The 26,451-nt window shown below is 66.3% G+C and carries 25 protein-coding genes; 14 read left to right on the top strand and 11 right to left on the bottom strand.

The window, feature by feature from the left end:
• Positions 1–45: 45 nt before the first annotated feature.
• Positions 46–1,851, top strand: a complete 1,806-nt coding sequence (locus ACQR1X_RS21970) for an ABC transporter ATP-binding protein (RefSeq protein WP_434837806.1) — start codon at positions 46–48, stop codon at positions 1,849–1,851.
• Positions 1,852–1,895: 44 nt separating this feature from the next.
• Complete coding sequence (locus ACQR1X_RS21965; RefSeq protein WP_434837805.1) at positions 1,896–2,597, top strand: fumarylacetoacetate hydrolase family protein; 702 nt, start codon at positions 1,896–1,898, stop codon at positions 2,595–2,597.
• Positions 2,598–3,560: 963 nt separating this feature from the next.
• Here ACQR1X_RS21965 and ACQR1X_RS21960 read toward each other — a convergent pair.
• The 6 genes from ACQR1X_RS21960 to ACQR1X_RS21935 form a co-directional block, all read right to left on the bottom strand.
• Complete coding sequence (locus tag ACQR1X_RS21960; RefSeq protein ID WP_315803518.1) at positions 3,561–3,890, bottom strand: hypothetical protein; 330 nt, start codon at positions 3,888–3,890, stop codon at positions 3,561–3,563.
• Positions 3,891–4,029: 139 nt separating this feature from the next.
• Positions 4,030–4,323, bottom strand: coding sequence for a hypothetical protein (locus ACQR1X_RS21955; protein WP_315803519.1), 294 nt, complete (start codon positions 4,321–4,323; stop codon positions 4,030–4,032).
• A 147-nt stretch (positions 4,324–4,470) separates the two neighbouring features.
• The gene (locus ACQR1X_RS21950; protein WP_434880167.1) at positions 4,471–4,878 is read right to left on the bottom strand and encodes a hypothetical protein; all 408 of its coding nucleotides are present in this window, start codon (positions 4,876–4,878) and stop codon (positions 4,471–4,473) included.
• A 162-nt stretch (positions 4,879–5,040) separates the two neighbouring features.
• Positions 5,041–5,970: an aspartyl/asparaginyl beta-hydroxylase domain-containing protein gene (locus ACQR1X_RS21945; protein ID WP_434899543.1), complete on the bottom strand. Its 930-nt coding sequence runs from the start codon at positions 5,968–5,970 to the stop codon at positions 5,041–5,043.
• 220 nt (positions 5,971–6,190) lie between these two features.
• On the bottom strand, positions 6,191–6,346 hold the full coding sequence (locus ACQR1X_RS21940) for a hypothetical protein (protein WP_316180128.1): 156 nt from the start codon (positions 6,344–6,346) through the stop codon (positions 6,191–6,193).
• A gap of 177 nt (positions 6,347–6,523) precedes the next feature.
• Positions 6,524–7,216: a PilZ domain-containing protein gene (locus tag ACQR1X_RS21935; protein ID WP_434863755.1), complete on the bottom strand. Its 693-nt coding sequence runs from the start codon at positions 7,214–7,216 to the stop codon at positions 6,524–6,526.
• A gap of 717 nt (positions 7,217–7,933) precedes the next feature.
• Between ACQR1X_RS21935 and cpaB the strand changes: the two genes are divergently transcribed.
• From cpaB to ACQR1X_RS21915, 4 genes are read left to right on the top strand one after another with little or no spacing between them, the layout of a single operon-like run.
• On the top strand, positions 7,934–8,749 hold the full coding sequence (gene cpaB / locus ACQR1X_RS21930; RefSeq protein ID WP_315712864.1) for a Flp pilus assembly protein CpaB: 816 nt from the start codon (positions 7,934–7,936) through the stop codon (positions 8,747–8,749).
• Positions 8,750–8,766: 17 nt separating this feature from the next.
• Positions 8,767–10,236: a type II and III secretion system protein family protein gene (locus ACQR1X_RS21925; protein WP_315803524.1), complete on the top strand. Its 1,470-nt coding sequence runs from the start codon at positions 8,767–8,769 to the stop codon at positions 10,234–10,236.
• Positions 10,237–10,269: 33 nt separating this feature from the next.
• On the top strand, positions 10,270–11,007 hold the full coding sequence (locus tag ACQR1X_RS21920; protein ID WP_434899542.1) for a CpaD family pilus assembly protein: 738 nt from the start codon (positions 10,270–10,272) through the stop codon (positions 11,005–11,007).
• Positions 11,004–12,272, top strand: coding sequence for an AAA family ATPase (locus ACQR1X_RS21915; RefSeq protein ID WP_434899541.1), 1,269 nt, complete (start codon positions 11,004–11,006; stop codon positions 12,270–12,272). Before ACQR1X_RS21920 ends, ACQR1X_RS21915 begins: the two co-directional genes overlap by 4 nt.
• 113 nt (positions 12,273–12,385) lie before the next feature.
• On the opposite strand, the gene ACQR1X_RS21910 is transcribed toward ACQR1X_RS21915, so the two are convergent.
• The 3 genes from ACQR1X_RS21910 to ACQR1X_RS21900 form a co-directional block, all read right to left on the bottom strand.
• Positions 12,386–13,255: a tetratricopeptide repeat protein gene (locus tag ACQR1X_RS21910; RefSeq protein ID WP_315803527.1), complete on the bottom strand. Its 870-nt coding sequence runs from the start codon at positions 13,253–13,255 to the stop codon at positions 12,386–12,388.
• An 85-nt stretch (positions 13,256–13,340) separates the two neighbouring features.
• Complete coding sequence (locus tag ACQR1X_RS21905) at positions 13,341–13,586, bottom strand: PilZ domain-containing protein (protein WP_315712872.1); 246 nt, start codon at positions 13,584–13,586, stop codon at positions 13,341–13,343.
• Positions 13,587–13,722: 136 nt separating this feature from the next.
• Positions 13,723–15,645 (bottom strand): FAD-binding monooxygenase, encoded by a 1,923-nt coding sequence (locus ACQR1X_RS21900; RefSeq protein WP_434899540.1) that lies wholly within the window; start codon positions 15,643–15,645, stop codon positions 13,723–13,725.
• 101 nt (positions 15,646–15,746) lie between these two features.
• Here ACQR1X_RS21900 and ACQR1X_RS21895 point away from each other — a divergent pair, with 101 nt between their 5' ends.
• Positions 15,747–16,202 carry a MarR family winged helix-turn-helix transcriptional regulator gene (locus ACQR1X_RS21895; protein WP_315803789.1) on the top strand — a complete coding sequence of 152 codons (456 nt, stop codon included), beginning with the start codon at positions 15,747–15,749 and terminating at the stop codon, positions 16,200–16,202.
• A 244-nt stretch (positions 16,203–16,446) separates the two neighbouring features.
• On the opposite strand, the gene ACQR1X_RS21890 is transcribed toward ACQR1X_RS21895, so the two are convergent.
• Entirely contained in the window at positions 16,447–17,907 is a 1,461-nt protein-coding gene (locus ACQR1X_RS21890; protein ID WP_316180118.1) for a flavin-containing monooxygenase, read from the bottom strand.
• Between the two features lie 150 nt (positions 17,908–18,057).
• Between ACQR1X_RS21890 and ACQR1X_RS21885 the strand changes: the two genes are divergently transcribed.
• Positions 18,058–18,783 (top strand): hypothetical protein, encoded by a 726-nt coding sequence (locus ACQR1X_RS21885; protein WP_434863752.1) that lies wholly within the window; start codon positions 18,058–18,060, stop codon positions 18,781–18,783.
• Positions 18,784–18,945: 162 nt separating this feature from the next.
• Positions 18,946–19,677 carry an alanyl-tRNA editing protein gene (locus ACQR1X_RS21880; protein WP_434863751.1) on the top strand — a complete coding sequence of 244 codons (732 nt, stop codon included), beginning with the start codon at positions 18,946–18,948 and terminating at the stop codon, positions 19,675–19,677.
• A 66-nt stretch (positions 19,678–19,743) separates the two neighbouring features.
• Here the strand turns inward: ACQR1X_RS21880 and ACQR1X_RS21875 are convergent, their stop codons facing one another.
• Positions 19,744–20,262, bottom strand: a complete 519-nt coding sequence (locus ACQR1X_RS21875; RefSeq protein ID WP_316216896.1) for an AAA family ATPase — start codon at positions 20,260–20,262, stop codon at positions 19,744–19,746.
• A 464-nt stretch (positions 20,263–20,726) separates the two neighbouring features.
• Here ACQR1X_RS21875 and ACQR1X_RS21870 point away from each other — a divergent pair, with 464 nt between their 5' ends.
• From ACQR1X_RS21870 to ACQR1X_RS21850, 5 genes are all read left to right on the top strand, one after another.
• Complete coding sequence (locus tag ACQR1X_RS21870) at positions 20,727–21,107, top strand: hypothetical protein (protein WP_434863750.1); 381 nt, start codon at positions 20,727–20,729, stop codon at positions 21,105–21,107.
• Positions 21,108–21,432: 325 nt separating this feature from the next.
• A complete protein-coding gene (locus ACQR1X_RS21865) occupies positions 21,433–23,787 on the top strand; it encodes a TonB-dependent receptor (RefSeq protein ID WP_434899539.1) in 2,355 nt (784 codons plus the stop codon).
• A 267-nt stretch (positions 23,788–24,054) separates the two neighbouring features.
• Positions 24,055–24,333 (top strand): PepSY domain-containing protein, encoded by a 279-nt coding sequence (locus ACQR1X_RS21860; protein WP_434899538.1) that lies wholly within the window; start codon positions 24,055–24,057, stop codon positions 24,331–24,333.
• 47 nt (positions 24,334–24,380) lie between these two features.
• The gene (locus tag ACQR1X_RS21855; RefSeq protein WP_434899537.1) at positions 24,381–24,989 is read left to right on the top strand and encodes a cytochrome b/b6 domain-containing protein; all 609 of its coding nucleotides are present in this window, start codon (positions 24,381–24,383) and stop codon (positions 24,987–24,989) included.
• Between the two features lie 173 nt (positions 24,990–25,162).
• The gene (locus ACQR1X_RS21850; RefSeq protein ID WP_434899536.1) at positions 25,163–26,185 is read left to right on the top strand and encodes a hypothetical protein; all 1,023 of its coding nucleotides are present in this window, start codon (positions 25,163–25,165) and stop codon (positions 26,183–26,185) included.
• The last annotated feature ends 266 nt before the right edge of the window (positions 26,186–26,451 follow it).

Genomic DNA, 26,451 nt, shown 5'->3' with positions numbered 1-26,451 from the left:
CACACTTGGCCGCCCGGCGATTTGCCCCGGCGGCCAGGGACCAGAATGGCCGACTTTCCGAAGAAGATCACCGACGATCCCTATGGCGCCGCGATCCTGATCCGCCGCCTCGTGATGGAACAGGGCCTCGCCTACTGGCGCCGCTATCTCACCGCCTTCGCGCTGATGGCGGTGGCGGCCGGAGCGAGCGCCGCGGCGACCTACGTTCTCGGCCAGGTCATCAACAAGGCCTATGTCGAGAAGAGCATCCCGGGCATCGTCGTGCTCTCCGGCGTCACGGTGCTGCTGCTGTTCGTCAAGGGCGTGACCACCTACGGCTACGCCGTCATCCTGTCGAAGATCTCCAACGCCATCCTCGCCAACAATCAGCGGCAGCTGTTCGCCAAGCTGATGAACGAGAGCGTCGGCTTCTTCTCCGAGCGCCATTCGTCGGAGTTCCTGGCGCGGCTCACCTCCGGGGCCAAGTCGATCACCGACATCCTCAACATGCTGATCAACGCCATCGGGCGCGATCTCGTCACCCTGATCGCCATGATCGGCGTGATGGTCATGCAGGATCCCTGGATGTCGCTGCTCGGCCTGCTCGTGGTGCCGCCGGCGATGCTGGTGCTGCGCAAGCTGGTCAAGCGCATCAAGGGCCTCGCCTACAACCAGTTCACCGGCACCGCCGACATCCTCGAGACGATGCAGGAATCGCTGCAGGGCATCCGCACCGTCAAGGCGTTCACGCTCGAGGACACGATGCGCGCGCGGATCGACGAGAACATCGCCGTGGTCGAGCGCAACGCCAACAAGATGGCCCGCGTCTCCAACCGCTCCAACCCGCTGATGGAGATGCTCGGCGGCTTCGCGGTCGCCGGCTGCCTGATGTATGCCGGCTACTCGGTGGTCGCGCTCAACGCCACGCCGGGCCAGTTCTTCTCGTTCATGATCGCCTTCCTGATGGCGACCGAGCCGGCGAAGCGGCTGGCGCGGCTCAACATCGACCTCAACAGCCAGCTCGTCGGCGCCCGCATGCTGCTCGAGGTGGTCGACAGCCCCGCCAGCGAGCAGCCCGACGACGACAAGCCGGCGCTGAAGCTCAGCGACGCCAAGATCGAGCTGCGCGACGTCTCCTTCGCCTATCGCGGCAACGAGCCGGTGCTCAACCGCATGAGTTTTGTCGCCGAGCCCGGCAAGGTCACCGCGCTGGTCGGCCCGTCCGGCGGCGGCAAGTCGACGGTGCTGGCGCTGCTGCTGCGGTTCTACGAGGCGACCGCGGGCGACATCCTGATCGACGGCCAGCCGATCGCGCAGGTGTCGCGCCGCAGCCTGCGCGAGCAGGTCGCCTATGTCGGCCAGGACGTCTATCTGTTCCGCGACTCGATCCGCGCCAACATCGCCTTCGGCAAGCCCGGCGCCACCGAGGCCGAGATCATCGAGGCGGCGAAGGCGGCCTGCGCGCACGATTTCATCATGGGCTTCCCGCTCGGCTACGACACGCCGGTCGGCGAGCACGGCACCCAGCTCTCCGGCGGCCAGCGCCAGCGCATCGCGGTCGCCCGCGCGCTGATCCGCAACGCGCCGATCATCCTGCTCGACGAGGCCACCGCGGCACTGGATTCCGAATCCGAGCGCCAGGTGCAGGAGGCGATCGAGCATCTCTGCCAGAACCGCACCACCATCGTCATCGCGCATCGCCTGCACACCATCATGAACGCCGACGCCATCCTGGTGGTCGAGGCCGGCGACATCGTCGAGCGGGGCCGGCACGACGATCTGTTGCGCCGTGGCGGCCGCTATGCTTCGTTCTTCCGCCTGCAACAGCGCGACATGGGGCCGAACGTCATCCCCATGACCGCGACTTCGTGACCGCGACATCCTGAAAAGCCCATTTCACCGCATCGAGACCTTTCATGAGCGCCTCCACCGTCATCCCGGCCTTTCCGCAGCCCTCTCTTCCTGTCGTCGGCGAAGCCGGTGTCTTCCCGGTCCGCCGCATCTGGTGCGTCGGCCGCAACTATCTCGAGCACATCCGCGAGATGGGCAATGACGAGCGCGACCCGCCGTTCTTCTTCGCCAAGCACGCCGACATGCTGGCGCCCGAGGGCGCCGTCATCCCCTACCCGCCGCTGACCACGGACATGCATCACGAGGTCGAGCTGGTGGTGGCGCTGAAGAGCGGCGGCCTGAACATCCCGACCGACAAGGCGCTCGACCACGTCTACGGCTACGCCGTCGGCATCGACCTCACCCGCCGCGACCTGCAGCTCGCCTCGCGCAAGATGCAGCGCCCCTGGGAGGTCGGCAAATCGTTCGACCATTCCGCGCCCTGCTCGGCCGTGGTGCCCGCGGCCAAGATCGGCCACCCCGCCAAGGGCAAGATCTGGCTGTCGGTCAACGGCACCGAGCGCCAGACCGGCGACCTCTCCGAGCTGATCTGGAACGTGCCGGAGATCATCTGGAAGCTGTCCCAGCAGGTCGAGCTCGCCGCCGGCGACATCATCATGACCGGCACCCCCGCCGGCGTCGCGGCCGTGGTGGCCGGCGACAAGATCGAATGCGGCGTCGACGGCGTCGGCACGCTGAAGGTGAGCATCGGGCCAGCGGCGAAGTAAGCCGCCAACGCCTCCAAGCTTCGAACGACAAAAAGGCCGCGCCCCGCGCGGCCTTTTTCATTGGGGGCAAGTCGCCGAGAGCACGAACACGCCCGCCGCTCTGGCGCCCCACTCCCCTCGCGGCGGGCAATCCGAACTGACGATCGGCGTGCTGCGCTCGCCTCTTTCCAGGTCGTCATGGCCGGGCTTGTCCCGGCCATCCACGTCGCTCGGCATGCGCAGGACGACGTGGATGCCCGGGACAAGCCCGGGCATGACGGAGTCACAAACTGCCCCGGTCCATCGTCGCGGCAGCCCCACGTACTCGTAGCGGCGCACCACGCCGCGCAAGCATTATCATCTCCACATTCTCAAACAGCATCGCGTCGATCCGGGGCGAGCATCGACGGCCTCGCGACGCATCCCGCGCCCGAGTGATGCTCCAATTCCCGCCCTCTCCAGATGGAGGGCGCAGGGAAGGCCGGGCGCTGGCCGCGCCCGTGGCCCGCCTGCGAAAAAAATGCAGGCGGCAGGTACCACAGGTCTGGCCGAACACACCCGGCCCTCCCCGCGCGATGGTTTTAACAGGCTATAGCGCGCTCTTCCTGGTGCACCGGGCTTTCTGGCCACCATCCGCTGCGCGACGCGTTAGCGTCGTCGCAACGTTGACACTAGCGTCGGAGTGTCAGAACCACACGCCTTCACCGTCCGCAGGGCCAGCGTTCGTCCGTGCTCATCACACGCCGCCACCCCGCGTCCACCGCTCCCCGCTGCCAACGTCCGTGACGACCGCGAACCGTCCCCTACCGTGCAACGAGATGGGCGGACTGTAATGCTGATTTGGCGAAATTGTCAAGCCGCTTATGTTTTTCGGAAGCGCTTGACAGGATATTCTGATTACCGTGATTTGACCGACAACTCGGTAAGCCTGGACGCGGGTATCAACTAATCACCTCTTTGACCGTCCAATGACCCGGAACAGACTTAGGAAGCTCGTGGCTCAAGCACCGCCGCCAAAGAGCGGTCTCCCAGAATCCTACTGCCGGGAGGCAGACTGTCTCTTGTCAGAAACGGGAGCGAGACGACCACCCGCCAACGTTGGTCGAGTGGCACCGATGGATCGCGAATGTTGAAATGCACAACATGAAAATTCGCGTCAGCGTCGAAATGCTTGCCATCCGGCTTCACTACGCGCACCCGATGAGAGCCATTTTTCCAACCTGCCTCCGGGACCGAGAAGTCGGGCACGATAGCCAAACCGATTCCGTCAAGTTGGAATACTTGTTCGACAATCAGGAGTTCAGTCTGCGACATACGGCAACACGATATATCCATATTGAGGTCGACGACGGGCCCGAGCGAGCGTAGGGCGGATTGGCCGCAGGCGTAAGCCGCCGCCCATCCGGAACAACGACGGTGGATTACGCCGCGCCAATCCTCCCTACTCCGTCCGCTAGTTCACAGCACCGAAGATAAGTGCATGGAGCCACAACAACAGCGCGCCTATGGCGAGTACCGCAAAAAAGGCAACGGCCAACCACACTGATCGACGCCACGAACCGTAATACTCTTGCGAAAATCCGCTGGGGAGTGGCCTTCTGAGTGAGAAGAGGCTGCCGCGTCGATCGCGGTACTCACCGGCTCTGACCAACGTCTGCTGAACTCCCAAAAGGAGAAGCACAGCGCCGCATCCGAAATCGACAAAGATCAACAGGTGAAGAAAGCCGCGCAGTGCTTCGCGAAGCATGACCTTGGTCCTTACCCCACCTCGCGAGCGTAGGGCGGGTTAGCCGCAGGCGTAACCCGCCGCTCGTCCGGAACAACAACGGCGGATTACGCTACGCTAATCCGCCCTACTCTGCCATACCTGTTGCGCGACAAGCAGCGGCAACGATCACCTCGGCAAACACAACGCCAAGGGTCCATCCTTAGCAGCCAAACGGGACCAGCCGGGTTTGCTTCCCTTAATCAGTCTGGCCAACACCACTTCCGACACGCGAATGCAGGCAGCCGTCTCGGAGCCCAGCCGATCCCAGCTGACCGTGACGGAAGAAGCAGACGACGGTGGAAAGAATTCGGCCGTCTGATCTACGAAGGCCAGGGGATTGGCATATGGCGCCGCGTCGCGATCGGTCCATTCGGGCTGCTCAGGAGCTGAGCAGCGGTTGTAGAGCCAGACGTCGCCGCAGATCGCTCGCTCGGAGTCGAGCCAATAGGCATAGGCGACCCGGCCATCGTCTTCGACCATGATCGTCGCCGTACCATCCGGCGAGACGAACTCGCGAAGAAACCCCTCGTTCAAGATCAACTCCCGGGAGCGTATGCCGCCCATCAACTAGAGACGCATCGAGGTTCCGGCTTTAGCGACAACCATAGGGCGGGTTAGCCGCAGGCGTAACCCGCCGCGCATCCGCGGGCAACGACGGCGGATTACGCTTCGCTAATCCGCCCTACTCCGTCCCACTCACCGAAACGCCGACACCACGATCGCGCCGACGATGGCGACCGTCAGCGTGTACTTCGCCGCATAGTACACCGTCCGGTTCCACGCCTTCACCTTGCGCGTCGCCAAATGAAACTCGTACAGCTTGCCGAACACCTTGTTCAGCACGCCGACGTGCTCGCCTTCGACGTTCTGCGTTGCTGAGGCCTTGACGATGTGGTGGCTGACCCAGCGGTTGATGGCGGTCATGGCGCCGTATTTCATCGGGCGCTCGACGTCGCAGAACAGGATGATGCGGTTGACATCCGTGGCGTTCTCGGCGCTGTGAATAAAAGTCTCGTCGAACATGAAGGCCTCGCCGTCGCGCCAGACGCAAGGCACGCCGTCGACCAGGATGCGGCACTTGTCGGAGTTCGGCGTCACCAGCCCCAGGTGATAGCGCAGCGAGCCGGCGAAGGGATCGCGGTGGGCGCCGAGCTTGCCGCCGGGCGGCAGCATCGCGAACATCGCGCCGTGCACGTTCGGGATGGAGTCGAGCAGCTCCACCGTCTTCGGGCACAGCGTGCGCGCCGACGGCAGGAAGTCGTCGTACCATTTCAGATAGAAGCGCTTCCAGCCGCTCTTGAAGAACGAGTAGAAGCCCCAGTCGTTGTTGGCGGCGGCGGCGCGGATGAAGCCCTCGTCGAACAGACGCACGGCCTCCTCGCGGATCTCCTGCCAGTTGTCGGTGAGCCTCGAGAGCTCTGGAAACTGCTCGACCGGGATGACCGGCGTGTTGGGCACGGCCGAGCCGGCATACATCAGCACATTGTAAGGGGCGAGATAGGTCGAGTGGTCGCCGAGCTGCCGGGCGAAGCGCAGCCGCTGCTTGCCGCGGAAGTGGACGTAGATGGTGGCCCCGATCAGGATGTAGAGGCCGATGAGCTGAGGCGCGAAGAGCTGTCTGAGCATGTCCGGTACCCATGATCCGGCCGCTCTGAGCGTGTTGCGCAGATATGTCGCCTTTTTGGCGATCGAAATGGTGCTCTGATGCCAGCCGCTAGAGCCCCAATTTAGCCGCAAGTGCGGCGGGCCGCATCATTCGCACGTCGGTTGCAGGCGGACATCCGGGTTGAAAGTTCTGCGCCGTGGCCCCGTTGCAACAGCCCCCCGGCCCCGGCTCGCGATCACGCTAGACCCGCGTCAGCTCCTGCAGGCCCTTGAACGTCAGCCGCTTGGGGTCCCGGACGCCGGCCAGATACATGCGGCGGATGAAGGCGGCCACCGCATCGCGGTCGCAGCCGGTCAGGACGACGATGGCATCCACCGCGGTCTTCTGGGCCTCCATGGGACTGGTCCTCCTGGCAATGCACCCGGCACGCGCAGGCTGTCACGATGCCGATTAACATCGCGTTAACCGTGCGGACGGCCGCCAGTTCCCATGCCGCGATTCCCGCCGCCGCTCCATACGCGAAACCGCGCAGGCCGGAGCGGCCGCCTGTCGCGCGCCGCGGCAGCGCCGCCGTCACACCATGAAGAAGTCCTCGGGCGCCCCGATCAGGCGGTCATCGCCGTGGGCCACGAGATTCCGCCGCATCGGGCGGACCGGCGGCGTGATGACCCGACGCTCCAGTTCATTGGCGCCCGGCAACTGGTCAACGAAGCGGACGGCGAAGCCGTCGGGAAAATGCCGGATGACGCGGCCGATGCAGCTGCCCACCGCCAGCGGCGTGCCGATCTCCGGCTGGATCTCCGCCGAGACCGCGGCGCCCGACATCGAGGCATCGATCACGAAGCACGGGATGATGCTGCCGTCGGCGAGCGTCAGCGCCGAATGCGGCGAGTTGGGCACGAAGCGCGCGTCGCGGCGGGAATCGCGGATCGACGGATCCTTCTGCTTCTTCTCCAGCCAGACCAGCTTCTCGGCGAGCTTGGCGCGCTCGGCGCGCGTCATCTCCAGCTCGAGCAGAAAGCCGCCATGCACGGTGTCGCTGATCTCGCCTTCGAACTTGCCGAAATCGCGGAAATACGAGGTCAGGCGATCGCCGACCTTGCCGACGACGGGCACCTCGAGCAGCGCGCGAAACGGCGACACCCGCGTGGTGCGGCAGGCGAAGGATCGCAGCCGTCCTTCCGGGGAATACCAGTTCGGAAGCGTGTAGGACCCGACCGTCTGAATCCTGACCGCGCGCTGCTTCAGGAATCGAGCAACCGACATTGCACGTCTCCCCTCGCCCCCATGATGTCCCCGACGATGGCCCGGCCGCCGCCGCGGCACGATGCGCTAATTACAATTTCTGCGTGCATTTTAGGTCGTACTAAATCGAATTGGGCATGACCGCCGTGCCCGGACCGTGCGCGCAAATTGTTGAGGAAATCTGAATGTCGAGACGGAAATCCCGCTCAACGGAATCGTATGTCCAACCCGTTTCCGCTTTCTGAAGATGCGGCCCCGTCTGATTACGGTGCAGCACGGCATGCAGTGTCGGCATCGTCGCCCCCATGGAGAGTTCAGCGCGGATGTTTCGCGTGGCGCAGAGGCAAGTCGTGATCGGCCGATCCGCGCTGCCTCGCGCGACGGCACAACCTCGTCGACGGGGTCGTGTTCCTACGCTCGTGTTGTTAGCAAACGATTCAGCTTAACGAGATTCCCACTGAGGCGCGGCTGCAACTCATGATCTCATTCTGTCGCGCGCGCGCCGACGGATGCGTGCAGGCGCGCCGTGCGCAAATAGCTAACACATTCGCGGCGTTTCACTATTTGCACGCTAACAACCTGTTCACCACTTGCGCAATCGTTGCTTGATGCGGGTGCCGCGGCCCGCCGCGTTCAAGTCTGCTTATACCATTGGCGCTTAGTCGTTAGTGAGGGAGAACGGCTGTCAGTCGTCAGCGTGTTTGCTTCCGGTGTATGAGTAACAGAGTAGTCACGCGTATGATGACCGCACGCATCGTGGTGTTAACCATCGCTCTCGGCGCGGGCGGCGTTGCGGCCTATCTGGTCAGCAATTCCGACGGCCAGCGGCAGGCTCCGGTGGCGCCGGTCGTGCAGTTGCCGACGGTCGAGGTGCTGGTCGCCAAGACCGACATCGGGCTCGGACAGGCGATCAAGCCCGGCGACCTGATCTGGCAGACATGGCCGGAGGCTGCGAGCAACATCTTCATCCGGCGCGGCGACCGTCCCGAAGCGGCCAATCAGCTGGTCGGCACCATCGCCCGCTCGCCCTTCGTGATCGGCGAGCCGATCCGCGAGCAGAAGCTGGTGAAGGCCGACGGCTCCGGCTTCATGGCGGCGATCCTGCCCGCGGGCATGCGCGCGATCTCCACCGAGATCTCGCCCGAGACCGGCGCCGGCGGCTTCATCCTGCCGAACGACCGCGTCGACGTCATCCTGTCGAAGCGCGACAAGAATCCTGACAAGCCCGGCGCCGCCGACTTCGTCAGCTCCGAGATCATTCTCTCCAACGTCCGCGTGCTCGCGATCGACCAGGCACCGAAGGAGAAGGAAGGCCAGAACACCGTCGTCGGCAAGACGGTGACGCTCGAGCTCAGACCCGAGCAGGCCGAGACCCTGGCGCGCGCGCGCCAAGCCGGCTCGCTGGCGCTGGCGCTGCGCAGCATCGCCGACGTGAACGCAGCCGACGGCAACAAGACCGAGGCACAGCAACAGCAGCAGCAGATGGCGCGACGGGGCAGCGCCATCGAGATCATTCGCTATGGGATCACGAGCTCGCTCACGGCGCAGAAGTGATCGAAAGGACGTGGAAGATGATGGGTGGGCATCAACGCGCAACGTTCGGGACGTGGGTCGTCCGCGCGCTATCGACATCGGCCGTGATCGGGCTTGCGCTCAATCCGGCGCTGACGCCGGTGAAGGCGGCTGACGACAGGCTGGAGACACCCGTGGTGTCGGTCGGCTCGTCGAAGATGCGCTTCCTCTCCCTCGGCATCGGCAAGTCCGTCGTCGTCGACTTCCCGCAGGACGTCAAGGACGTGCTGGTCGCCGATCCCAAGGTCGCCAACGCCGTCGTCCGTTCGGCCCGGCGCGCCTACATCATCGGCGCGGCGGTCGGCCAGACCAACGTGGTGTTCTTCGACGGCGAGGGACAGCAGGTCGCGGCCTACGACATCGCGATCAAGCGCGACCTCAACGGCGTGCGCCAGGCGCTGAGCCAGAGCATTCCCGGCGTGAAGATCGACGGCGTCGGCGAGGGCGTGATCCTGACCGGATCGGTGTCGAGCCCGGTCGAGGCGCAGCAGGCCGGCGAAATCGCCGCACGGCTGGTCGGCGGCGCCGACAAGGTGGTCAACTCGATCGTCGTGCGCGGCCGCGACCAGGTGATGCTGAAGGTCAACGTGTCGGAGGTCCGGCGCGAGATCGTCAAGCAGCTCGGCATCGATCTGAGCGCCAGCCTGAACTACGGCACCGCGGTGGTCAACTTCAACAACACCAACCCGTTCACCGCCTATGGCAAGTCGCTGGTCGGGACCAACGGCCTGTCCGCCACCGGCGGCGGCTTGTCGTCGGTCTCGGCGACGCTGCGCGCGATGGAGACGGCCGGTGTCGTCAAGACGCTGGCCGAGCCCAACCTGACCGCGATCTCCGGCGAATCCGCGACCTTCATCGCGGGCGGTGAATTCCCGATTCCCGGCGGCTATTCGTGCGATCCGACGACGCGGGTGTGCAGCACGTCGATCACCTACAAGAAGTTCGGCATCTCGCTCAACTTCACGCCCGTGGTGCTCGGCGAAGGCCGCATCAGCCTGCGGGTGATGACCGAGGTGTCGGAGCTGTCGAACGACAATGCGATCACGGTGTCCTATGCGCTGACCTCGGCCTCGACCTCGTCGGTGACGATCCCCGCGATCCGCACCCGCCGCGCCGAGACCACGGTCGAGATCCCCTCGGGCGGCTCGATGGCGATGGCCGGCCTGATCCAGAACCAGACCAAGCAGGCGATCAACGGCCTGCCCGGGCTCAATCAGCTGCCGGTGCTCGGCCAGTTGTTCCGTAGCCAGGACTACGTCAACAACGAGACCGAGCTGATGGTGATGGTGACGCCCTATGTGGTGCGCGCCGTCGCCCAGAAGGAGCTGTCGCGTCCGGACGACGGCTTTGCGCCGGCCACCGACTCGGAGTCGGCGCTGCTCGGCCGCATGAACCGGCTGTACGGCATCGCCGCCAAGGTCGACGCGGCCACGGGGCAGCCGGCCGGCTTCGGCTTCATCATCGACTGAGGTTGCGGGACGACGGGGGACGGGGGAACGATCATGTCGGCAACATCCACACCAGACGGCGGACGCACGCTGCGCCGGATCGGCGCCATCGCGGGGCTGGCGCTCACGCTCGGCGCCTGCAACGCCACCACCGGCGAGGTCGTCGCGACGATCCCGGACGACTACAGGATCCGCCATCCGATCGCGATCGAGGAAGGCCGGCAGTCGACCGTCGTCTTCATCGGCAGCGGACGCGGCGGCCTGACCTACCAGCAGCGCGTCGACGTCGCGGGTCTTGCGCGCTCATGGCTGCGCGAAGGCACCGGCGGGATCATGGCGGAGGTGCCGACGGGCACGTCGAACGCGCGCGCCGCGGCCGACGCCTATCGCGAGATCCGCGCCGTGCTGACCGCCGGCGGCGTTCCCGGGCACGCGATCACACTGCGCAACACCATGCCCGATGATCCGCGGCAGCTCGCCGTCATCCGGCTGAGCTATCCAAAGATCGCCGCCGTCGCCGGCCCCTGCGGGCTGTGGCCGGACGATCTCGGGCCGAACCTCGACAATCGCGGCTACAGCAGCAACCAGCACTATCAGAATTTCGGCTGCGCCACGCAGCGCAACCTCGCCGCGATGATCGACAACCCGGCCGATCTCGAGCAGCCGCGCTCGGAGATGGCCGCCTACACGCCGCGCCGTTCCGCTTTGTTCGAGAAGTACCGCAAGGGCGAATCGACGGCGGTGGCGTATCCGGAGTCCGACAAGGCCAAGCTCAGCGATACAGGCAAATGATCAACGCGTCCCGTCAGAGCCAGGATGAGCAGCCCGGCCCCACCGGCCCGGCCCTCGACGATCACATCGCGCCGGTGCCGCGCGTCTCGGTGCAGGCATTCTGCGAAACCGACCAGACCTCGTCCGCGATCCTCGCCGCCAGCCAGGACCGCCGGCTCGGCAAGGCGCACATCACGATCAAGGCGGGCGGCATGGGCCGCGCCATCGAGACCTATCATTCGCAGCCGACGCCGAACGTCATCGTGATCGAGACCAGGCCCGGCGGCGACATTCTCGGCGGCCTCGACGATCTCGCCAGCGTCTGCGATCCGGGCACCCGCGTGGTGCTGATCGGCAGCCCGGCCGACGGCGTCGCCTATCGCGAGCTGGTCCGGCGCGGCGTCAACGACTACGTCATCGGCCCGGTCGAGACCATCGACGTCATCCGCTCGGTCTGCAGCCTGTTCTCGGCCTCGGAGGCCGTGATCACCGGCCGCATCATCGCCGTGGTCGGCGCCAAGGGCGGCGTCGGCGCCTCCACCGTCGCCCACAACGTCGCCTGGAGCATGGCGCGCGACCTGACGCTGGATTCCGTCGTCATCGATCTCGACATGGCGTTCGGCACCGCGGGACTGGACTACAACCAGGATCCGCTGCAGGGCATCGCCAACGCCGTGTTCCAGCCCGACAGGCCGGATACGGCGCTGATGGAGCGCCTACTCGCCAAATGCACCGAAAATCTCAACCTGCTCGCCGCACCCGCGACCCTCGACCGCGTCTATGATTTCGGCGCCGACGCGTTCGACGCCATCTTCGACACCCTGCGCATGACCCAGCAATGCATCGTGCTCGACGTGCCGCACCAATGGTCGGCCTGGACGCGGCACGCGCTGATCAATGCCGACGACATCCTCGTGGTCGCCGAGCCCGATCTGGCGAACCTGCGCAACGCCAAGAACCTGCTCGGCGTGCTCAAGGCCTCGCGTCCCAACGACCGGCCGCCGCTGTACTGCCTGAACCAGGTCGGCATGCCCAAGCGGCCGGAGATCGACCTGAAGCGCTTCGCCAAGACGGTCGAGGCCGAGCCGGTCGCGATCATCCCGTTCGACTGCAAGCTGTTCGGCACCGCCGCCAACAACGGCCAGATGATCGCGGAGATCGCGGCGCTGAGCCGCACGCCAAAACTGTTCCAGGACATCGCCAACCGGCTGACGGGGCGGATCGACCACAAGCCGCAGCGCAGCTCGCTGCTGGCGCCGATCGCAAAGCTGCTCGGCGCGAAATAGCGCCTGAGATCATGATGCGATGCCACGGAATCGCATCATGATCTCATCTCTCTATTGAGCATGATTTCCGCGCAAACGCCTTCGGCGTTCGTCGCGAGGGAAAACCGGCTTTCCTAGTCGTCGGACCGGCTGAGCGCCCGCGCCAGCGCCTTGTCGGGCTCGCCGGCCACCGGACGGTCACGGCGCGGCGACAGCTCGCGCTGCGCGATCTTGCGGCGCTCCAGGATGCGCTTGACATAGGCGACGCTGGCGCTGGCCTGCTCCGGCGGCAGTCCTGATCGCGCGATGCTCTCGGCCTCGCTCATCCGGCCCTCCAGCCCGACGATGACGGCGAGGTTGGTCCTGACCCGCGGGCTGGCATCGGGATGCGCGCTCGCCTTGCGCAACTGCTCCTCGGCCTTCGGCAGCTCGTTCGTGAGCGCGTAGGAGAGACCGAGATTGGACAGCACGGACGGGTCGTCAGGGGCGATCTTCAGCGCCGTCATGTAGTATTGCCGGGCCTCCTCGTTGCGCCCCATCTGGTCGAGCGTGGCGCCCTGCGCCGACAGGATGCGCCAGTCGGGATCCTCGGGCGAATGCGCGCGGCTGAGCACGTCGAACGCCTGCTGGAAATTGCCGTTGTCGGCGAGCGCACGGCCATAGGCCGCAAGCAGCGTCCTGTTGCCGGGGCTTGCGATGCTCGCCTGCTCCAGCACGGCGACGGCCTGCGAGCGCTGGCCGGTGGCGCGCAGGGCGCTGCCATAGCGCAGCGCCACCTCGGGATCGTCGGGACTGGCGCGGAAGCGCTCGCGAAGCTGGTCGATCTCGGCGCGCGGGTCGGCGGCGGCAGCGCGGCTCTTTTCGGGATTGCCGCCCAGTGCCCCCGTGACCTCGCTGAGATCGGTGGTCTGGCAGGCGCCGAGACCGAGCAGCACGGCCGTGAACGACAGCGCGAACGCGGCCGGCCGGAGCAGAGGGAGAGAGCGGAGGGGCCGCGTACGCATGCAACTGAACTACTTCGGGACCAGATGATCTGCACGCTGGCAGATTAACCCTAAGGTCCCGTTAAGCGGGCGCGGCCGGCCCGCCTCAATCGATGAATTCGGCGCCGAACTCGCAGCCGATGCGCCAAGCCAGCCGGCACTTGCGCTGGTGGTCGGGCGCGAAGACGATGGTGAACTGCGGGGGAATCTCGACGAATTCGGCGATCACCTTGACGCCGCCGTCGGAAATATCCGTGACCGTGCAGTCGCGCGGCAGGCTGCCGTTGCCGTAGTGAATCTTCGCGATCCTCCTGCACAGCCGACGTTCACTCTTGCGACGGTTCGCCAACATCAACATTTCGACGTCTCACCCACTCGATCGTCCATTCCGGAGACCTCGTTTGTAGCGAGGAAACCTTGGGATCTGACTAGCGCCAAGCCCTGAAATCCAGGGGCCGGATTTGGATTTCGTTTACCCTCTGCATCCCTCAGCGGACCGGCAGCAGCACACGATCGAAATACGCCGACAGCCTCCTGACGTCGTCGAGTGGCAGGACGTCGGCGACATACTGATCGGGCCGCACGATCACGATGCAGCCCGCCGCGCGATCGATGCCGCGCATCGCAAAGATGTCCTGGCCGCTCTTCAGATCGGCACAGAACATCTTCTCGTAGTCGATGAGGCCGTAGCGCCCCTTGCGCGGCAGCAGCAGCTCCGGCATTCGTTCGAGCGCGAGCTCGCGATGCCCCTGCTGGAACACCGCGCGCAGATCGATCACGGAGTCGATGTCGGCGCCCGCCGGGGTGTGGCGGCGCAGGGGTGAGGCGGAATCCTCGCTGAGGAATGTGCATAGGCGGCGGATCGCGGACCCCGGCGCGGCCGGATCCTCTGCCTCCGCGAAGGCGAAGATGCGGAAGCGGCCGTCGGCCTGGACGACGTGGCCGAGCTGCACCGGCTTGGCGTCGCCGAGCCGGATGACCGGCGCCGAGTGAAAGCGCTTGCCGATGACGAAGCCTGTGGCGAGCGGCTGGAAGGTGTCGTCGCCGGTGAGGACGGAGGGCCGATAGTGCGTGGCGGTGCCCGCCGTGTAGCGGCCGTGACGCACGAAATAGTCCTGCGTCTTGGCCGCATCGGCGCCGCCCTGCTTGGCGGCGGAGGCGAGAATTCCTGCCCATTCGCGATCGAAATCGATCAGCTCCTGGGCGATGGCCCGCCGCTCGGCTGAATAGCTGTGCAGGAGCTCCGGCGCGCAGCGCTCGCCCAGCACGGCGGCGAGCTTCCAGCCGAGATTGAACGTGTCCTGCATCGAGACGTTCATGCCCTGCCCCGCCTTCGGGCTGTGCGTGTGGCAGGCGTCACCGGCGATGAAGACGCGCGGCAGCCGCGTTGCGACCTCCGCCTCCGGCACGTCGTCGAACTTGTCGGTGATGCGCTGGCCAATCTCGTAGACCGACCACCACGCGACCTCCTTCACCTGAAGCGTATATGGCGCGAGAATGCGCTGCGCCTTGGCGATCACTTCGTCGACGGTGATGTTGCGGCCCGCCACGCGCTCGCCGACCTCAAGCTTGGCAAGCTCGACATACAGCCGGACGAGATAGCCGCCCTCGCGCGGGATCACCAGCAGGCTACCGTCCTTGGAGGACTGGATCAGCGACTTGAAGCGGATGTCGGGAAAATCGGTGACGGCGAGCACGTCCATCACGCCCCAGGCGTGATTGGCGGAATCGCCGTGCAGCTCGCGGCCGATCGCCTTGCGCACGATGCTGCGTGCACCGTCACAGCCGACCACGTAGCGCGCCTTGATGGTCTCGACCTGGCCTTCATGCTCCGGATCGATGCGGTCGAAGCTGACGGTCACGCCGTGTGCGTCATTGCCTGCGGACGGATCGATATGAAGGTCCCGCAGCCGCCGGGCGTAGTGCGGCTCGAGCTTCGCGGCCGAACGGCGCATCACGTCCAGGAAGAAGTCGTGCACGCGGGCCTGGTTGAGCACGACATGCGGCATCTCCGACAGGCCATCCTCCACGTCCTGCACGCGGCCGCTGCGCGCAATATGCGCGCGGTTGGCGTCATCGGGCTTCCAGAACGTGGTCTCGTTGATCCAGCAGGCTTCCCTCAGCACTTTCTCGGCGAAGCCATAGGCCTGGAACATCTCCATGGTGCGGCAGGCGATGCCGTCGGCCTGGCCGAGCAGCAGCCGGCCGGGCTTCTGCTCGACGATGCAGATCTTGATGTCGGGGAACGCCGAGAGCTGGGCGGCGAGATTGAGGCCCGCCGGGCCGCAGCCGACGATGAGGACGTCGGCCTCGGCCGGCAGCGGGCTGCTCGCGCCGGCGCTCGCGACACGTTTGGCCGTGTCGAAGATTTCGGGATCGCCCGGCTGGAAGCCATTGAGATGAAACTGCACGTGACCACCCTCCCTCGCTGTTCCTTATTGATCAGTATGCTGATCATCAGTATGCTTGTCAAGCTGGTGACAGGAGATTCGAATTGACCGAGATGCGGGACATGCCGGGGCACCTGGCGCGCCGGTTTCAGCAGATCGCCGTGGCGGTGTTTCTGGCGGAGGTGGAAGCGGCCGGCTTCGACCTGACGCCGGTGCAATATGCGGCGCTGGCGGCGATCGCGGCCAACCCGGCGATCGACCAGATCACGCTCGCTGGCCTGATCGCCTATGACCGCACCACGATCACCGGCGTGATCGACCGGCTCGCACAGAAAGGCCTCGTTGTCCGCCGAGCGAGCGCGCGCGACCGCCGGTCACGGGAGCTGTTGATCACCGATGAGGGGAAAAGGACGCTGGAGGCGATCACGCCGGCGGTCGAGGCCGCGCAGCGGCTGATGGTGCGCGGCCTCAGCGCGGCCGAGGCGAACGAGCTGGTGCGCCTGATGCGCAAGGCGATCGCCGCCGCCAACGACCTCAGCCGCGCGCCGCTGCGGGAGGGGGCGGCGGAGGAGCGGTGAAGGTTGCTCCTGCTCCACCCCACCATGCGCACGGTCGCGCCCGATAAGAACTGACGCTGACACCGTCGTTGCGGCCATCCTTCGAGACGCCCGCCTGCGGCGGGCTCCTCAGGATGAGGATCGAGTGCGTGGCGAAATCCTCTGCGGTGGCGAGATGTTTCCCCTCATGGTGAGGAGGCGCGAAGCGCCGTGTCGAACCATGAGGCCCGAGATCGCGCCGACGATCCGACGGAGCGCCCTGCCCTCACGAATACCGCATCACGCCATCGTCGACCTTGCCGAAGCGCAGGGAGACGATATCGAGGGCGTAGTTCTGGTACAGCCGCCACGGCCGCTTCGAGCCTTGTTTCGGCAGATCGGCGACCGAGCGCTGCACATAGCCGGAGCTGAAGCTCAGCGACGGCAGCGGCGTGACGGTGGCGTCGTCATTGTGCGGCACGCATTGGCGGTAGCCGTGCCGGTCCATGTAGTTGAGGAGCCGGCAGACATATTCGCAGGTAAGGTCGCATTTCAGCGTCCACGACGCGTTGGTGTAGCCGAGCGTCGCCGCCAGGTTCGGCACGTCGGAATACATCATGCCCTTGTAGTTGAGCGTCTTGGCGAAATCGACGGTGCGGCCGTCCACGACGACCTCGAGGCCGCCGAGCACCTGCAGCACCAGGCCGGTCGCGGTGACCACGACATCGGCCTCGATCTCGCGGCCGTCGGTGAGGCGCAGGCCGCGCTCGGTGAAGGTCTCGATCCCGGCCGTCACGACCGAGGCACGCTGCTCGCGAATGGTCTTGAACAGGTCGCCGTCCGGCACCAGGCACAACCGCTGGTCCCACGGGTTGTAGCGCGGCGTGAAATGGGTGGCGACGTCGTAATCGGGACCCAGCGCGGCGCGCACCCCGCCCAGGATCAGCTGCTTGACCCGCTGCGGCTTGCGCCGGCTGAGCTGGAAGAAATACATCCCGAACAGCACGTTGCGCCAGCGGATCAGGTGATAGGCGAGAGCAGCGGGCAGATGCCGGCGGAGCTTGTTGGCGAGCGCGTCCTGCGCGGGGCGCGACACCACATAGGTCGGCGAGCGCTGCAGCATCGTCACATGCGCGGCGGACTTGGCCATCGCCGGCACCAATGTGACCGCGGTCGCGCCGGAGCCGATCACGACGACGCGCTTGCCGGCATAGTCGAGGTCCTCAGGCCAGGCCTGCGGATGCACGATGCGGCCCTTGAAATCGGCCATGCCCTTGAAGTCCGGCAGGTAGCCCTTTTCGTAGCGGTAGTAGCCGGAGCACATGAACAGGAAGCCTGAGGTCATCCGCACGGTCTCGACCGTGCCCTGCTCCGTCCGGCGCTCGGCCTCGACGGTCCAGCATGCGTCCGCGCTCGACCACGACGCACGCCGGACCCGATGGTTGAACCGGATGTGGCGGTCGATGCCGTTCTCGGTCGCGGTGTCCTGGACATATTTCAGGATCTGCGGCCCGTCGGCGATCGCCTTCGGATCTGTCCACGGCTTGAACGAATAGCCAAGCGTGTACATGTCGCTGTCGGAGCGGATGCCGGGATAGCGGAACAGGTCCCATGTGCCGCCGATCGCGCCCCGCCCCTCCAGGATCGCGAAGCGCTTGCCCGGGCACTTGTGCTGCAGATGATAGGCGGCGGCGATGCCGGACAGCCCGGCGCCGACGATCAGCACGTCGACATGCTCTGTTGACATACGGTGTTCCTGGCGTTTCCTGGTGCAGCTTTCTTGCTCTGGCTGCGGACAGTCGCAACCCGGCCCGTCGCTGTCAAATCGCCGGCGCATTCGTCGTCGGTCAACCCTCCTCCGCTATCAGCGGGAAACACCCTCGATACGGATCTGGCGATGAACGCTCCCCACCCGCGCGACGACAGGCCCGGCGACAATGACGGCCCCGGCGGCAGTGGCGCGCCGTCACAGCGCATCGCCCTGGGCTTCTCGCTGTTCGCAATCGGGCTCGCAGCCTGGTCGCTCTTCCCGAGCTTTCCGGCCGGCCAGCTGATCGCGGTCGTCACCGTCATTCCGCTGCTGGCGCTCGTCCTCACCTTGCGCTTTCCCGGGCGGTTCCGCATCGGCCTCGGCTCCGGCTACGGCGCCAATCTCGGCACCGGTTGCATCGTGGCGGCCGGCACGCTCGCCGCGCGCACGCTGTCGGACGTCAATCTCGTCAGTTGGCTGCCGCTGACGGCCTTCGCGGCCGCGGTCGCGATCATTTTCCTCATCGTCGCCGCGCGGTTCGAAACCCAGCTCCGCCGGCGCGGCTGGCGGCTGCTGCTCGCTGCCGTCTTCGTTGCCGCCTATGCGTTCGGAGCGCTCGGCCAGTTCAACACCGCGCTCGACCGCTCGGCGCCGGCGCTGCTGCGCAGCCGCGTGCTGTCAAAGCATCTCGGCCATAGCCGGCTTGCGACCTACCAGGTGACGCTGGAGCCGTGGGGGCCGTTTGCGACGGCAGCCGATGCGCATGTCGCGCAGGCGCTGTATGAGCGGCTGCAGCCGGGCGACACCGTATGCCTTCGCCTGCACGACGGCGCCTTCCGCATGGCGTGGTTCACGGTGGCGGCGTGCCGGTGAGGCGTCGCCTGCCGTCCAAGTTGCGCGGACGAGCGACGCTGCGTATGTCTAGGAAAGGATCGTAGCCCGCATGAGCGCAGCGACATGCGGGGTCTCACGCGCAATCTCGATGAACCCGGATGTCGCTGCGCTCATCCGGGCTCCGACCGTGAACGGCCTCGCATGACCGACTTCCTGCCTCGCCCTTTCGCCGTCGATCATCCCGACGTGCTGGAGCTCGACATCACGGCGCTCGACGCACGGCCGGGCGCGGTGCTCCTGGCGCGCTCGCCATTCTATCCCGGTGGCGGCGGCCAATTGCCGGACCGTGGCACGATCGCGTGGAATGGCATCGTTCGCGACGTCGTGGGCTTCGAGCCGACCGCTGCCGGCATCTGGCACCTGATCGGGGACGACGCCATCCCCGACGGGGTGATCGAGCTTCAGGTCGATCCGGCGTTCCGGCAGCGCATGAGCGAGCAGCACACGGTGGCGCATCTCGTCAACAGCGCCGTCTACACCCAGTTCGACGGCGCGCTGCTGACCGGCGTCCGCATGACCGAGACCGACGAATTCAGCGTCGACTTCGACCTGCCCAAGGTGGCGCCGGAGCAGCTGCGCGCGGTGGAGGACGCGGTCAACGCGGCGATCTCGGACGATCGCCCGGTACGCGCCTTCGACATGCCCTATGACGACGCGCAGGCGACCGCGGGACTGTTCCGTGCCAAATCGGTCGCACCGCCGCGCCAGGCCGACGGCCTGATCCGCATCGTCGACATCGACGGCCTCGACCGCCAGGCCTGCGGCGGCACGCATCTCACCTCGACGGCGCGGGCGCGGCGGATTCGTATTCTCAAGGTTGATAACAAAGGCCGGCAGAATCGGCGCTTCAGGATCGGGGTGGGCAGCGCGTAGAGCGGATGAGTGAAGCAACATCCGGGCTCTCACGCGCTGTCCTGGCGAACCCGCATGTCGCTGCGCTCATCGGGCTACGCAACTGCCTTGGGTTTCCATGGGCTGGACGATCACGTTGAACCCTTCGTCCGCCGTCGGCGCCACGAAGTAGCTCGTGAACAGGTCGAACTCCTCGTCGGTCACCGTGAAGGCGTGGCGGCCTTCTGCGTTGCGGGCGCGCAGCCGCGCCTTGCAGACCTCGTCGGGCACGTCGAGATGGTGCAGCTGGTGCGGCACGCCCGCTGCCTCGAACAGGCCGCGCATCCAGGCGCGGCTCGCCGGCGTGTTGGCGGGAAAGTCGAGCACGACCGAAACGCCGGCCCGCAGTAGCGCGACGACGTGCGGCCCCATCACGCTGCGCAGCCGTGACGAATTGCGCACGTAGTCCGCCAGGGTGCTCTGCTCGCCGGGATAGAGCCGCGCCAGCCAGTCGTCCTCGGCGATCACGACGTTGCCTGGGAGCTGGCCCAGCGCGGCGGTCAGCGTCGATTTGCCGGCAGCGATCTTGCCGCACACGAGGTGCAGCGTGGCAGGATGAGAAGACATGGAGGGACCTCGCATACGGCGCCGCTTCGGACGCCAACAGCATTCACAGGCAATTCTCGCAGGCGGAAGCGCCCGGCCCGACGGATCAGGCCGGGTCGGTAATTCGGCTGCTCGGTGCAGCGCCTGCGACGTGAATGCGGAAGGTCATGAGGATGTATTTGACAGTTGTTGGCGACGGTGTCCAGGCCCGGTCTCATCGGTCGCTCGAGACCGCTTCGCGATTGAGTTCGACTCGCAGGACGCGTCGATCAGCATTTCACGCCCGCTGCGGCTCGCGACTGAGTTGAAGCTACTTCACTGTGGCCGAATTGATCCACTGCGACGGGAGAAGACGACATCGCACATACTCCATTGCCATTGCGATGCCCGCTCCTGTAGGTCATTCCAAGGGACGGGAGCGTCAGCCGGTGGCTCGCCAGGGGCGTCAACGACAAGGCATCGCATCAGGACGACGTGAGGCGCGCATGCGCTCGGCGCGGCGGCGCGCGGCGCTGTCGCGGTTCGGCGCCGCTCTCGTCTGGTTCGCGGCATGGGCCCTGATCTTCCAGTCCGCGCTCGCGCTCTCCGCGATGAGCGCTGCGGCTGCGGCGCCCGACGCCGTCGCCATCATCTGTCAGAGCTCCACCGACGCTCCGACGTCCGACGACATCGGCACTGCGGCCAGGCAATGCGCGAGCTGTCCGTTCTGTGCGCTCGGACGCGGCGTCACCGTCCCGCACGCCCCCGCCATCGCGCGGCCGATGCCGGTGGCCGTGGCGATCCTGATCGAGCGGATCGACGTCGTTGCGGCGCCCCGGCCTGCGCTCGAGCTGCCGGTCGCTCGCGGACCACCTGCAGCCATTTAGGCCGACACTCCAGACATCTCATCCCGTCACGATGCGGCCGGTCTCGTCGGCGCGCGCTGTAGGCTGCCGTCCGGCGGCCGCCGCAGCGTGCCCGCAGCCGCCTCGTCGCGACATGTTCACGAGGCCACGGCGCGCTCGCCGCCAGGCGCCTCTTCCATTCCTATTCCGAGATCCCATCATGGACCATTGTTCGACACCCGTCCGGCGGGCGTTGCTCCGCTCAACCACCGTGCTGACATCGCCGACGCTGCTGGCATTCGCCCTTTCGAGCCCCGTGCTCGCACAGGACCCATCGCAGGCTCGCTCCGGCACCACGTTGCCGCAGGTGACGGTCACTGTCCCGCAGCCCCGCCCGGCCGCCCGAACGGCAGTCCGCCGCAGGGGCGCACATGCGGCGACGATCAATCCGGCAGTTGCGCCACCGCCGCAGGCGGCCTCATCCGACGGCGTCGCCACGCCTCCCGGCGCCACTTCGGTTGCGCCGGGTGACATCCTGGCGAAGCGGGCCACCACGAGCGACACGGCTGCGCTGTTTGCCGATGTGCCCGGCGTCAGCCTCTATTCGGCCGGCGGAGTCTCGAGCCTGCCAGCGATCCATGGCCTCGCCGACGACCGCCTGCGCATCAAGGTCGACGGCATGGACACCATCGCCTCGTGTCCCAATCACATGAACCCGGCGCTATCCTACATCGATCCGGCCCAGGTCGCCGCGGCCAAGGTCTGGGCGGGCATCACGCCCGTGAGCGTCGGCGGCGACTCGATCGGCGGCACCGTCGCGGTCAACTCGCCGGCGGCCCTGTTCGCGGCGCCGGGGCAGAGCCTGCTGACCAAAGGCAGCATCGGCACGTTCTACCGCAGCAACGGCAACGTGCGCGGCGTCAACCTGTCGGCCACCATGGCCACCGAGAACTACAGCGTCAGCTACAGCGGCGCTGCGGTCAAGGTAGACAACTATACGGCCGGCGGCAACTTCAAGAACTTCACCCTGAGGAGCTCGATCACGCCGGTGCTTCCCCTCGATCAGGTCGGCTCATCCGCCTACGAGACCAGGAATCATCTGATGGGCGTCGCCTGGAGCAAGGACGGCCAGCTCATCGAGCTGAAGGCGGGGGTGCAGGAGGTCCCCTATCAGCTCTACCCGAACCAGCGCATGGACATGCTGGGCAACGATGCCTACAGCGTCAACCTGCACCATCTCGGCCGGTTCGACTGGGGCGATCTGGACACCCGCCTCTACCATCAGTCCGTCGATCACTACATGAACTTCGGCGGTGATCGGCTGTTCTCGTATGGCACGCTGAAGCCGCCGAACACGACGGGAGCAAGCTATCCGGTCAACGGCATGCCGATGTATACGCGCACCAAAACCAACGGCCTGACCTCCAAGGCCGACATCACGCTGTCGCCCCGCGAGGTGGTCCGCGTCGGCGTCGATCTGCAGACCTACCGTCTCGACGACTGGTGGCCGCCGGCCCCCGATTGCGGCGTCGGCAACTGCATCGGCGGCATGGCGCCGCTGACGTTCTGGAACATCAACGGCGGCAAGCGCGACCGGGCCGGCGTGTTCAGCGAGTGGGAGGCGAAGTGGAGCCCGTCCTGGCTGTCGCTGCTGGGCGTCCGGTTCGAGCGCGTCGAGACCGATACCGGGCCGGTCGTCGGCTACAACACCAGCACCACGCCGCTGACATCGGGGTTCATGTCCGGCATGTACGAGACGAGCTCGGTCGGCTCCCGCGCGGCGTTCAACGCCATGGATCGCTCGCGAAAGGACAACAATATCGACCTGACGGCGCTGTTCCGGAACACGCCGAGCGCTCATCTCACCTTCGAGTTCGGCGCGATGCAGAAGACCCGGTCGCCGAATCTGTACGAACGCTATTCCTGGTCGCGCAACACCATGGCGCTGGAGATGAACAACTTCGTCGGCGACGGCAACGGCTATCTCGGAAACCCCGATCTGAGACCCGAGGTCGCCCATACCGTGAGCTTCACCGGCGCCTGGCACAGCGCCGACCATGAGGCCGAGCTTCGGCTCACCCCCTACTACACCCATGTGCGCGACTACATCGATGCGGTGCAGTGGAAGGCCGCCACCAACACCGCTGCCGTGCCTGCCGTCGCCAACCAGTTCGTGATCATGAAGTACATGAACCAGCAGGCACGGCTGTACGGCTTCGATCTGTCCGGCAAGGTGCCGCTGGGCAGCACGCCGGTCGGCGATTTCGGCCTGAAGGGAGTCCTGAGCTACACCAACGGCAGGAACCTCGACACCGGAAGCGGCCTCTACAACATCATGCCGATCAACGGCAGGCTGACGCTCACGCACCGGCTCGACGGCTGGGACAGCGGCCTCGAGCTGGTGATGGTGGGCCGCAAGTCCGACGTCTCCGTCGCGCGCAACGAGCTGAAGACCCCGGGCTACAGCCTGGTCAACCTGCGCAGCAACTACACCTGGCAGAAGCTGCGCATCAGCTTCGGCGTCGAGAACCTGTTCAACAAGCTCTACTACCTGCCGCTCGGCGGCGCCTATGTTGGCGAGGGCGCATCGATGTCGTTCAACAAGGAGGCCGGGACCGTCGCTGCCACCGGCGGCGGCGTATCGGGCACCGCGACGATGTGGGGCACAGCCGTTCCCGGTCCCGGACGCTCGTTCTATCTGGGGGCGAACCTGGAATTCTGACGCCGGCATTCGCAGCACTGCCCTGTCCCGCCGCCCGGGACAGGGCGAGAGCGGACGCCAGCCCACAGCGTCGCGACGGGCGGCACGAGCGAGACGTAACGTCGCGCATCACGCCGTCTGCGATTCTCGGCCGAAATGGCGGCTCTCACGAACTTGGAAAAGCTCTAAGAGCAATTCCAGGCGTCGCTCCGTTGACACATCGGGGCGGTTGCCGTCTCCACTGATCCCACGATGCATCGTGTTTGAATTTGCTCATTGGAGGGATTGATGAGACTGACCATCGCGGCCGTGCTCGGTGCCGCACTCGCCGGCTTCGCCATCTCGCCGGCTCTGGCCGACGGCTACAAGGACTGCACCAAGCTCGACAAGGCCTCGTGGAAGCCGGCCGCCGAGGCGGAGGCCAAGGCCAAGGATGCGGGCTACGAGGTACGGCGCTCCAAGGTCGAGGGCAGCTGCTACGAGGTCTACGGCGTCAAGGGCGGCAAGCTGTACGAGCTGTTCTACAGCCCCGAGGACCTCAGCCTGAAGCACACGATCGCCAAGTAGTTGGCGCAAGCGTCGTCCAGCGTGCTGGACGACGTGACGTGAGAGCCATGCACGGCACAGCCCCCCGAGCCAGCCTGAAACGCCAGGACATCGCCGACACCGTGCAGGTCTGGGACCTGCCGCTGCGGCTGTGGCATTGGATGCTGGCCGTGCTGGTGCTCATCGCCTGGGTGACGCCGAACGTCCATGACGGGCTGCACCGGATTGCGGGCTACGCGATCCTCGGCCTGCTCGCCTTTCGCCTGATCTGGGGCATCATCGGCACCCGCCATTCGCGCTTCCGCAGTCTCCGTGCCCGGCTGCGCGCGACGCCGGCCTACCTGTGGAATCTGCGGCGCGGCAGGACCGGGCGCTATCTCGGGCTGAATCCCGCCGGCACGGCGATGCAGCTCGCATTGCTGCTTCTGCTGATCGTCTCCGCGGTGACCGGCGCGATGCAGGTGACCGTACGGTTCTTCGGCGTCTGGTGGGTCGAGGACACCCACGAGGTGACGTCCTATCTGCTGATCCCGCTGGTGGTGCTGCATGTCGCCGGCGTCGTGCTGGTGAGCCGCCTGCAGCACGAGAATCTCGCCCGCGCCATGCTGACCGGACGCAAGCTGCTGCGGCGAACGATGCAGCGTGGGCAGCAGTCCAGCGCAAGAGTCGACTCATAAGCGACACACGGAACTCACAATCGCGCACCGTTGCGCTGATGTCACAGTTCCCGCAAAAGCCGCTCGCCACGGGCGTCGTGTTATTGCACCTCGCCGCCAAGCGCCGAACAATCGCAGGTATCGGATACCTGACCGCCCCTCACCAGCAGGGGCTCGGATTTTGGGGAGACCGGATGATGAGCTCGCAGCAGCTTCTGACGCGTGCGTTGTGTCGGTCCGTTGTCCTGGCAGCTTGTGCGGCGGCTTGGCCCGCGGCCGCCGCCGAGATCGAGGCGGCGACGCCGCCCATCGTCGCGGAGCCGATCGCGACGTCGCCGCAGCCGACCGCAGCCGAGCCTGCGCTGACGACCGCGTCGATCACCCCATCGGCCGTCCTGCCGATGGACGAACAGGCCGCTCCCAACGCGGCAACCGAACCGCCCCGGCCCACCGTCGCCAGCGCCGACCGCATCGAGATCCTCGACGAGTGCCCCGACATCGATGCCTGCATCGACCGCTATCTGTTCGCGCTGTATGAGCGCGCCCCGAAGCTCGACAAGATCCGGGAGACCGAGCGCCGCGTCGTCACGGTCAAGCGCAAGGGCCGCATGGTGAAGGTGACGCGCGCGTTCACCAAGCTCGTCGACAATGACTTCACCTGGAAGGATCCGAAGGCGGCCGAGCGTGTCGGCCGCAGCATGGCCGAATACGTGATCGGCGGCATGGACCGCGGCTTCAAGCTGAAGCTGTTTCACACCCTGCACGCCGCCGAGGCCGCGGGTCTCGCGCCGGGCATCACCAGCGGATTCCGCGACGACTATCGCCAGGAGATCGCGAGCGGGCTGAAGGCGGCCAGCAATCGCTCCTATCACGGCGGCAGCCTGCGCGGCGGCTACGGCCATGGCCTCGCGGCTGACATCGTCAGCGTCAACGGCGCGACGCGCGCGCAGCGCTGGGTCGCGACCGAGGCGCTGTGGAAATGGGTCGACGCCAACGGCGAGAGCTTCGGCGTCGGCCGGCCCTATCTCGACCGCGACCCGCCGCATGTCGGCCCGGTCGACGGCGAGGAATATGCCAAGCATCGCGCGCCAGCCGTGAAGGTGGCGGCAGCGGAGACGAAGAAGCGCAAGCGGATCGCCGCGCGACCGGAGCATCATGCGGCCAAGCGGGCGAAGGCGGTGCGGGCGTCGGCGCTGGCGTCGCGGCGGACGGGGTGATTGCAAGCGTAGATTGCTACGCGTGTCGCTAAACCACGGACTTGACGACATCCTTCAGTGCGGTGAGCGATGCAGCGCCCTCTCCCCTTGTGGGAGAGGGCATCTCCGAACCGCCACGCACGCGGTCGGGTGAGGGGTCTCTCTCCGCGAGCGTTGCTCGTGGAGGCATACCCCTCACCCAAACAGATTTGTGGCAGTCACCACCTTGCCCTCTCCCACAAGGGGAGAGGGCGCATTCATGGGCATCGCACTCGACTTGTCATCCT

Source organism: Bradyrhizobium sp. HKCCYLRH3073 (assembly GCF_051167995.1).
Taxonomy (GTDB): Bacteria; Pseudomonadota; Alphaproteobacteria; order Rhizobiales; family Xanthobacteraceae; genus Bradyrhizobium.
Note: the sequence above shows the minus strand (reverse complement) of the source record. Positions and strands in the feature narration are given on the sequence as shown.

What these genes read in the sequence shown, in the direction of transcription:
- ACQR1X_RS21890 (WP_316180118.1), bottom strand. Translation starts at nt 17,907, where the DNA reads ATGTCAACAGAGCATGTCGACGTGCTGATCGTCGGCGCCGGGCTGTCC.
- ACQR1X_RS21855 (WP_434899537.1), top strand. Translation starts at nt 24,381, where the DNA reads ATGCACGGCACAGCCCCCCGAGCCAGCCTGAAACGCCAGGACATCGCC.
- ACQR1X_RS21910 (WP_315803527.1), bottom strand. Translation starts at nt 13,255, where the DNA reads ATGCGTACGCGGCCCCTCCGCTCTCTCCCTCTGCTCCGGCCGGCCGCG.
- ACQR1X_RS21935 (WP_434863755.1), bottom strand. Translation starts at nt 7,216, where the DNA reads ATGTCGGTTGCTCGATTCCTGAAGCAGCGCGCGGTCAGGATTCAGACG.
- ACQR1X_RS21875 (WP_316216896.1), bottom strand. Translation starts at nt 20,262, where the DNA reads ATGTCTTCTCATCCTGCCACGCTGCACCTCGTGTGCGGCAAGATCGCT.
- ACQR1X_RS21860 (WP_434899538.1), top strand. Translation starts at nt 24,055, where the DNA reads ATGAGACTGACCATCGCGGCCGTGCTCGGTGCCGCACTCGCCGGCTTC.
- ACQR1X_RS21895 (WP_315803789.1), top strand. Translation starts at nt 15,747, where the DNA reads ATGCCGGGGCACCTGGCGCGCCGGTTTCAGCAGATCGCCGTGGCGGTG.
- ACQR1X_RS21960 (WP_315803518.1), bottom strand. Translation starts at nt 3,890, where the DNA reads ATGTCGCAGACTGAACTCCTGATTGTCGAACAAGTATTCCAACTTGAC.
- ACQR1X_RS21955 (WP_315803519.1), bottom strand. Translation starts at nt 4,323, where the DNA reads ATGCTTCGCGAAGCACTGCGCGGCTTTCTTCACCTGTTGATCTTTGTC.
- cpaB (WP_315712864.1), top strand. Translation starts at nt 7,934, where the DNA reads ATGATGACCGCACGCATCGTGGTGTTAACCATCGCTCTCGGCGCGGGC.
- ACQR1X_RS21880 (WP_434863751.1), top strand. Translation starts at nt 18,946, where the DNA reads ATGACCGACTTCCTGCCTCGCCCTTTCGCCGTCGATCATCCCGACGTG.
- ACQR1X_RS21905 (WP_315712872.1), bottom strand. Translation starts at nt 13,586, where the DNA reads ATGTTGGCGAACCGTCGCAAGAGTGAACGTCGGCTGTGCAGGAGGATC.
- ACQR1X_RS21945 (WP_434899543.1), bottom strand. Translation starts at nt 5,970, where the DNA reads ATGCTCAGACAGCTCTTCGCGCCTCAGCTCATCGGCCTCTACATCCTG.
- ACQR1X_RS21965 (WP_434837805.1), top strand. Translation starts at nt 1,896, where the DNA reads ATGAGCGCCTCCACCGTCATCCCGGCCTTTCCGCAGCCCTCTCTTCCT.
- ACQR1X_RS21925 (WP_315803524.1), top strand. Translation starts at nt 8,767, where the DNA reads ATGATGGGTGGGCATCAACGCGCAACGTTCGGGACGTGGGTCGTCCGC.
- ACQR1X_RS21885 (WP_434863752.1), top strand. Translation starts at nt 18,058, where the DNA reads ATGAACGCTCCCCACCCGCGCGACGACAGGCCCGGCGACAATGACGGC.
- ACQR1X_RS21850 (WP_434899536.1), top strand. Translation starts at nt 25,163, where the DNA reads ATGATGAGCTCGCAGCAGCTTCTGACGCGTGCGTTGTGTCGGTCCGTT.
- ACQR1X_RS21940 (WP_316180128.1), bottom strand. Translation starts at nt 6,346, where the DNA reads ATGGAGGCCCAGAAGACCGCGGTGGATGCCATCGTCGTCCTGACCGGC.
- ACQR1X_RS21870 (WP_434863750.1), top strand. Translation starts at nt 20,727, where the DNA reads ATGCGCTCGGCGCGGCGGCGCGCGGCGCTGTCGCGGTTCGGCGCCGCT.
- ACQR1X_RS21970 (WP_434837806.1), top strand. Translation starts at nt 46, where the DNA reads ATGGCCGACTTTCCGAAGAAGATCACCGACGATCCCTATGGCGCCGCG.
- ACQR1X_RS21915 (WP_434899541.1), top strand. Translation starts at nt 11,004, where the DNA reads ATGATCAACGCGTCCCGTCAGAGCCAGGATGAGCAGCCCGGCCCCACC.
- ACQR1X_RS21920 (WP_434899542.1), top strand. Translation starts at nt 10,270, where the DNA reads ATGTCGGCAACATCCACACCAGACGGCGGACGCACGCTGCGCCGGATC.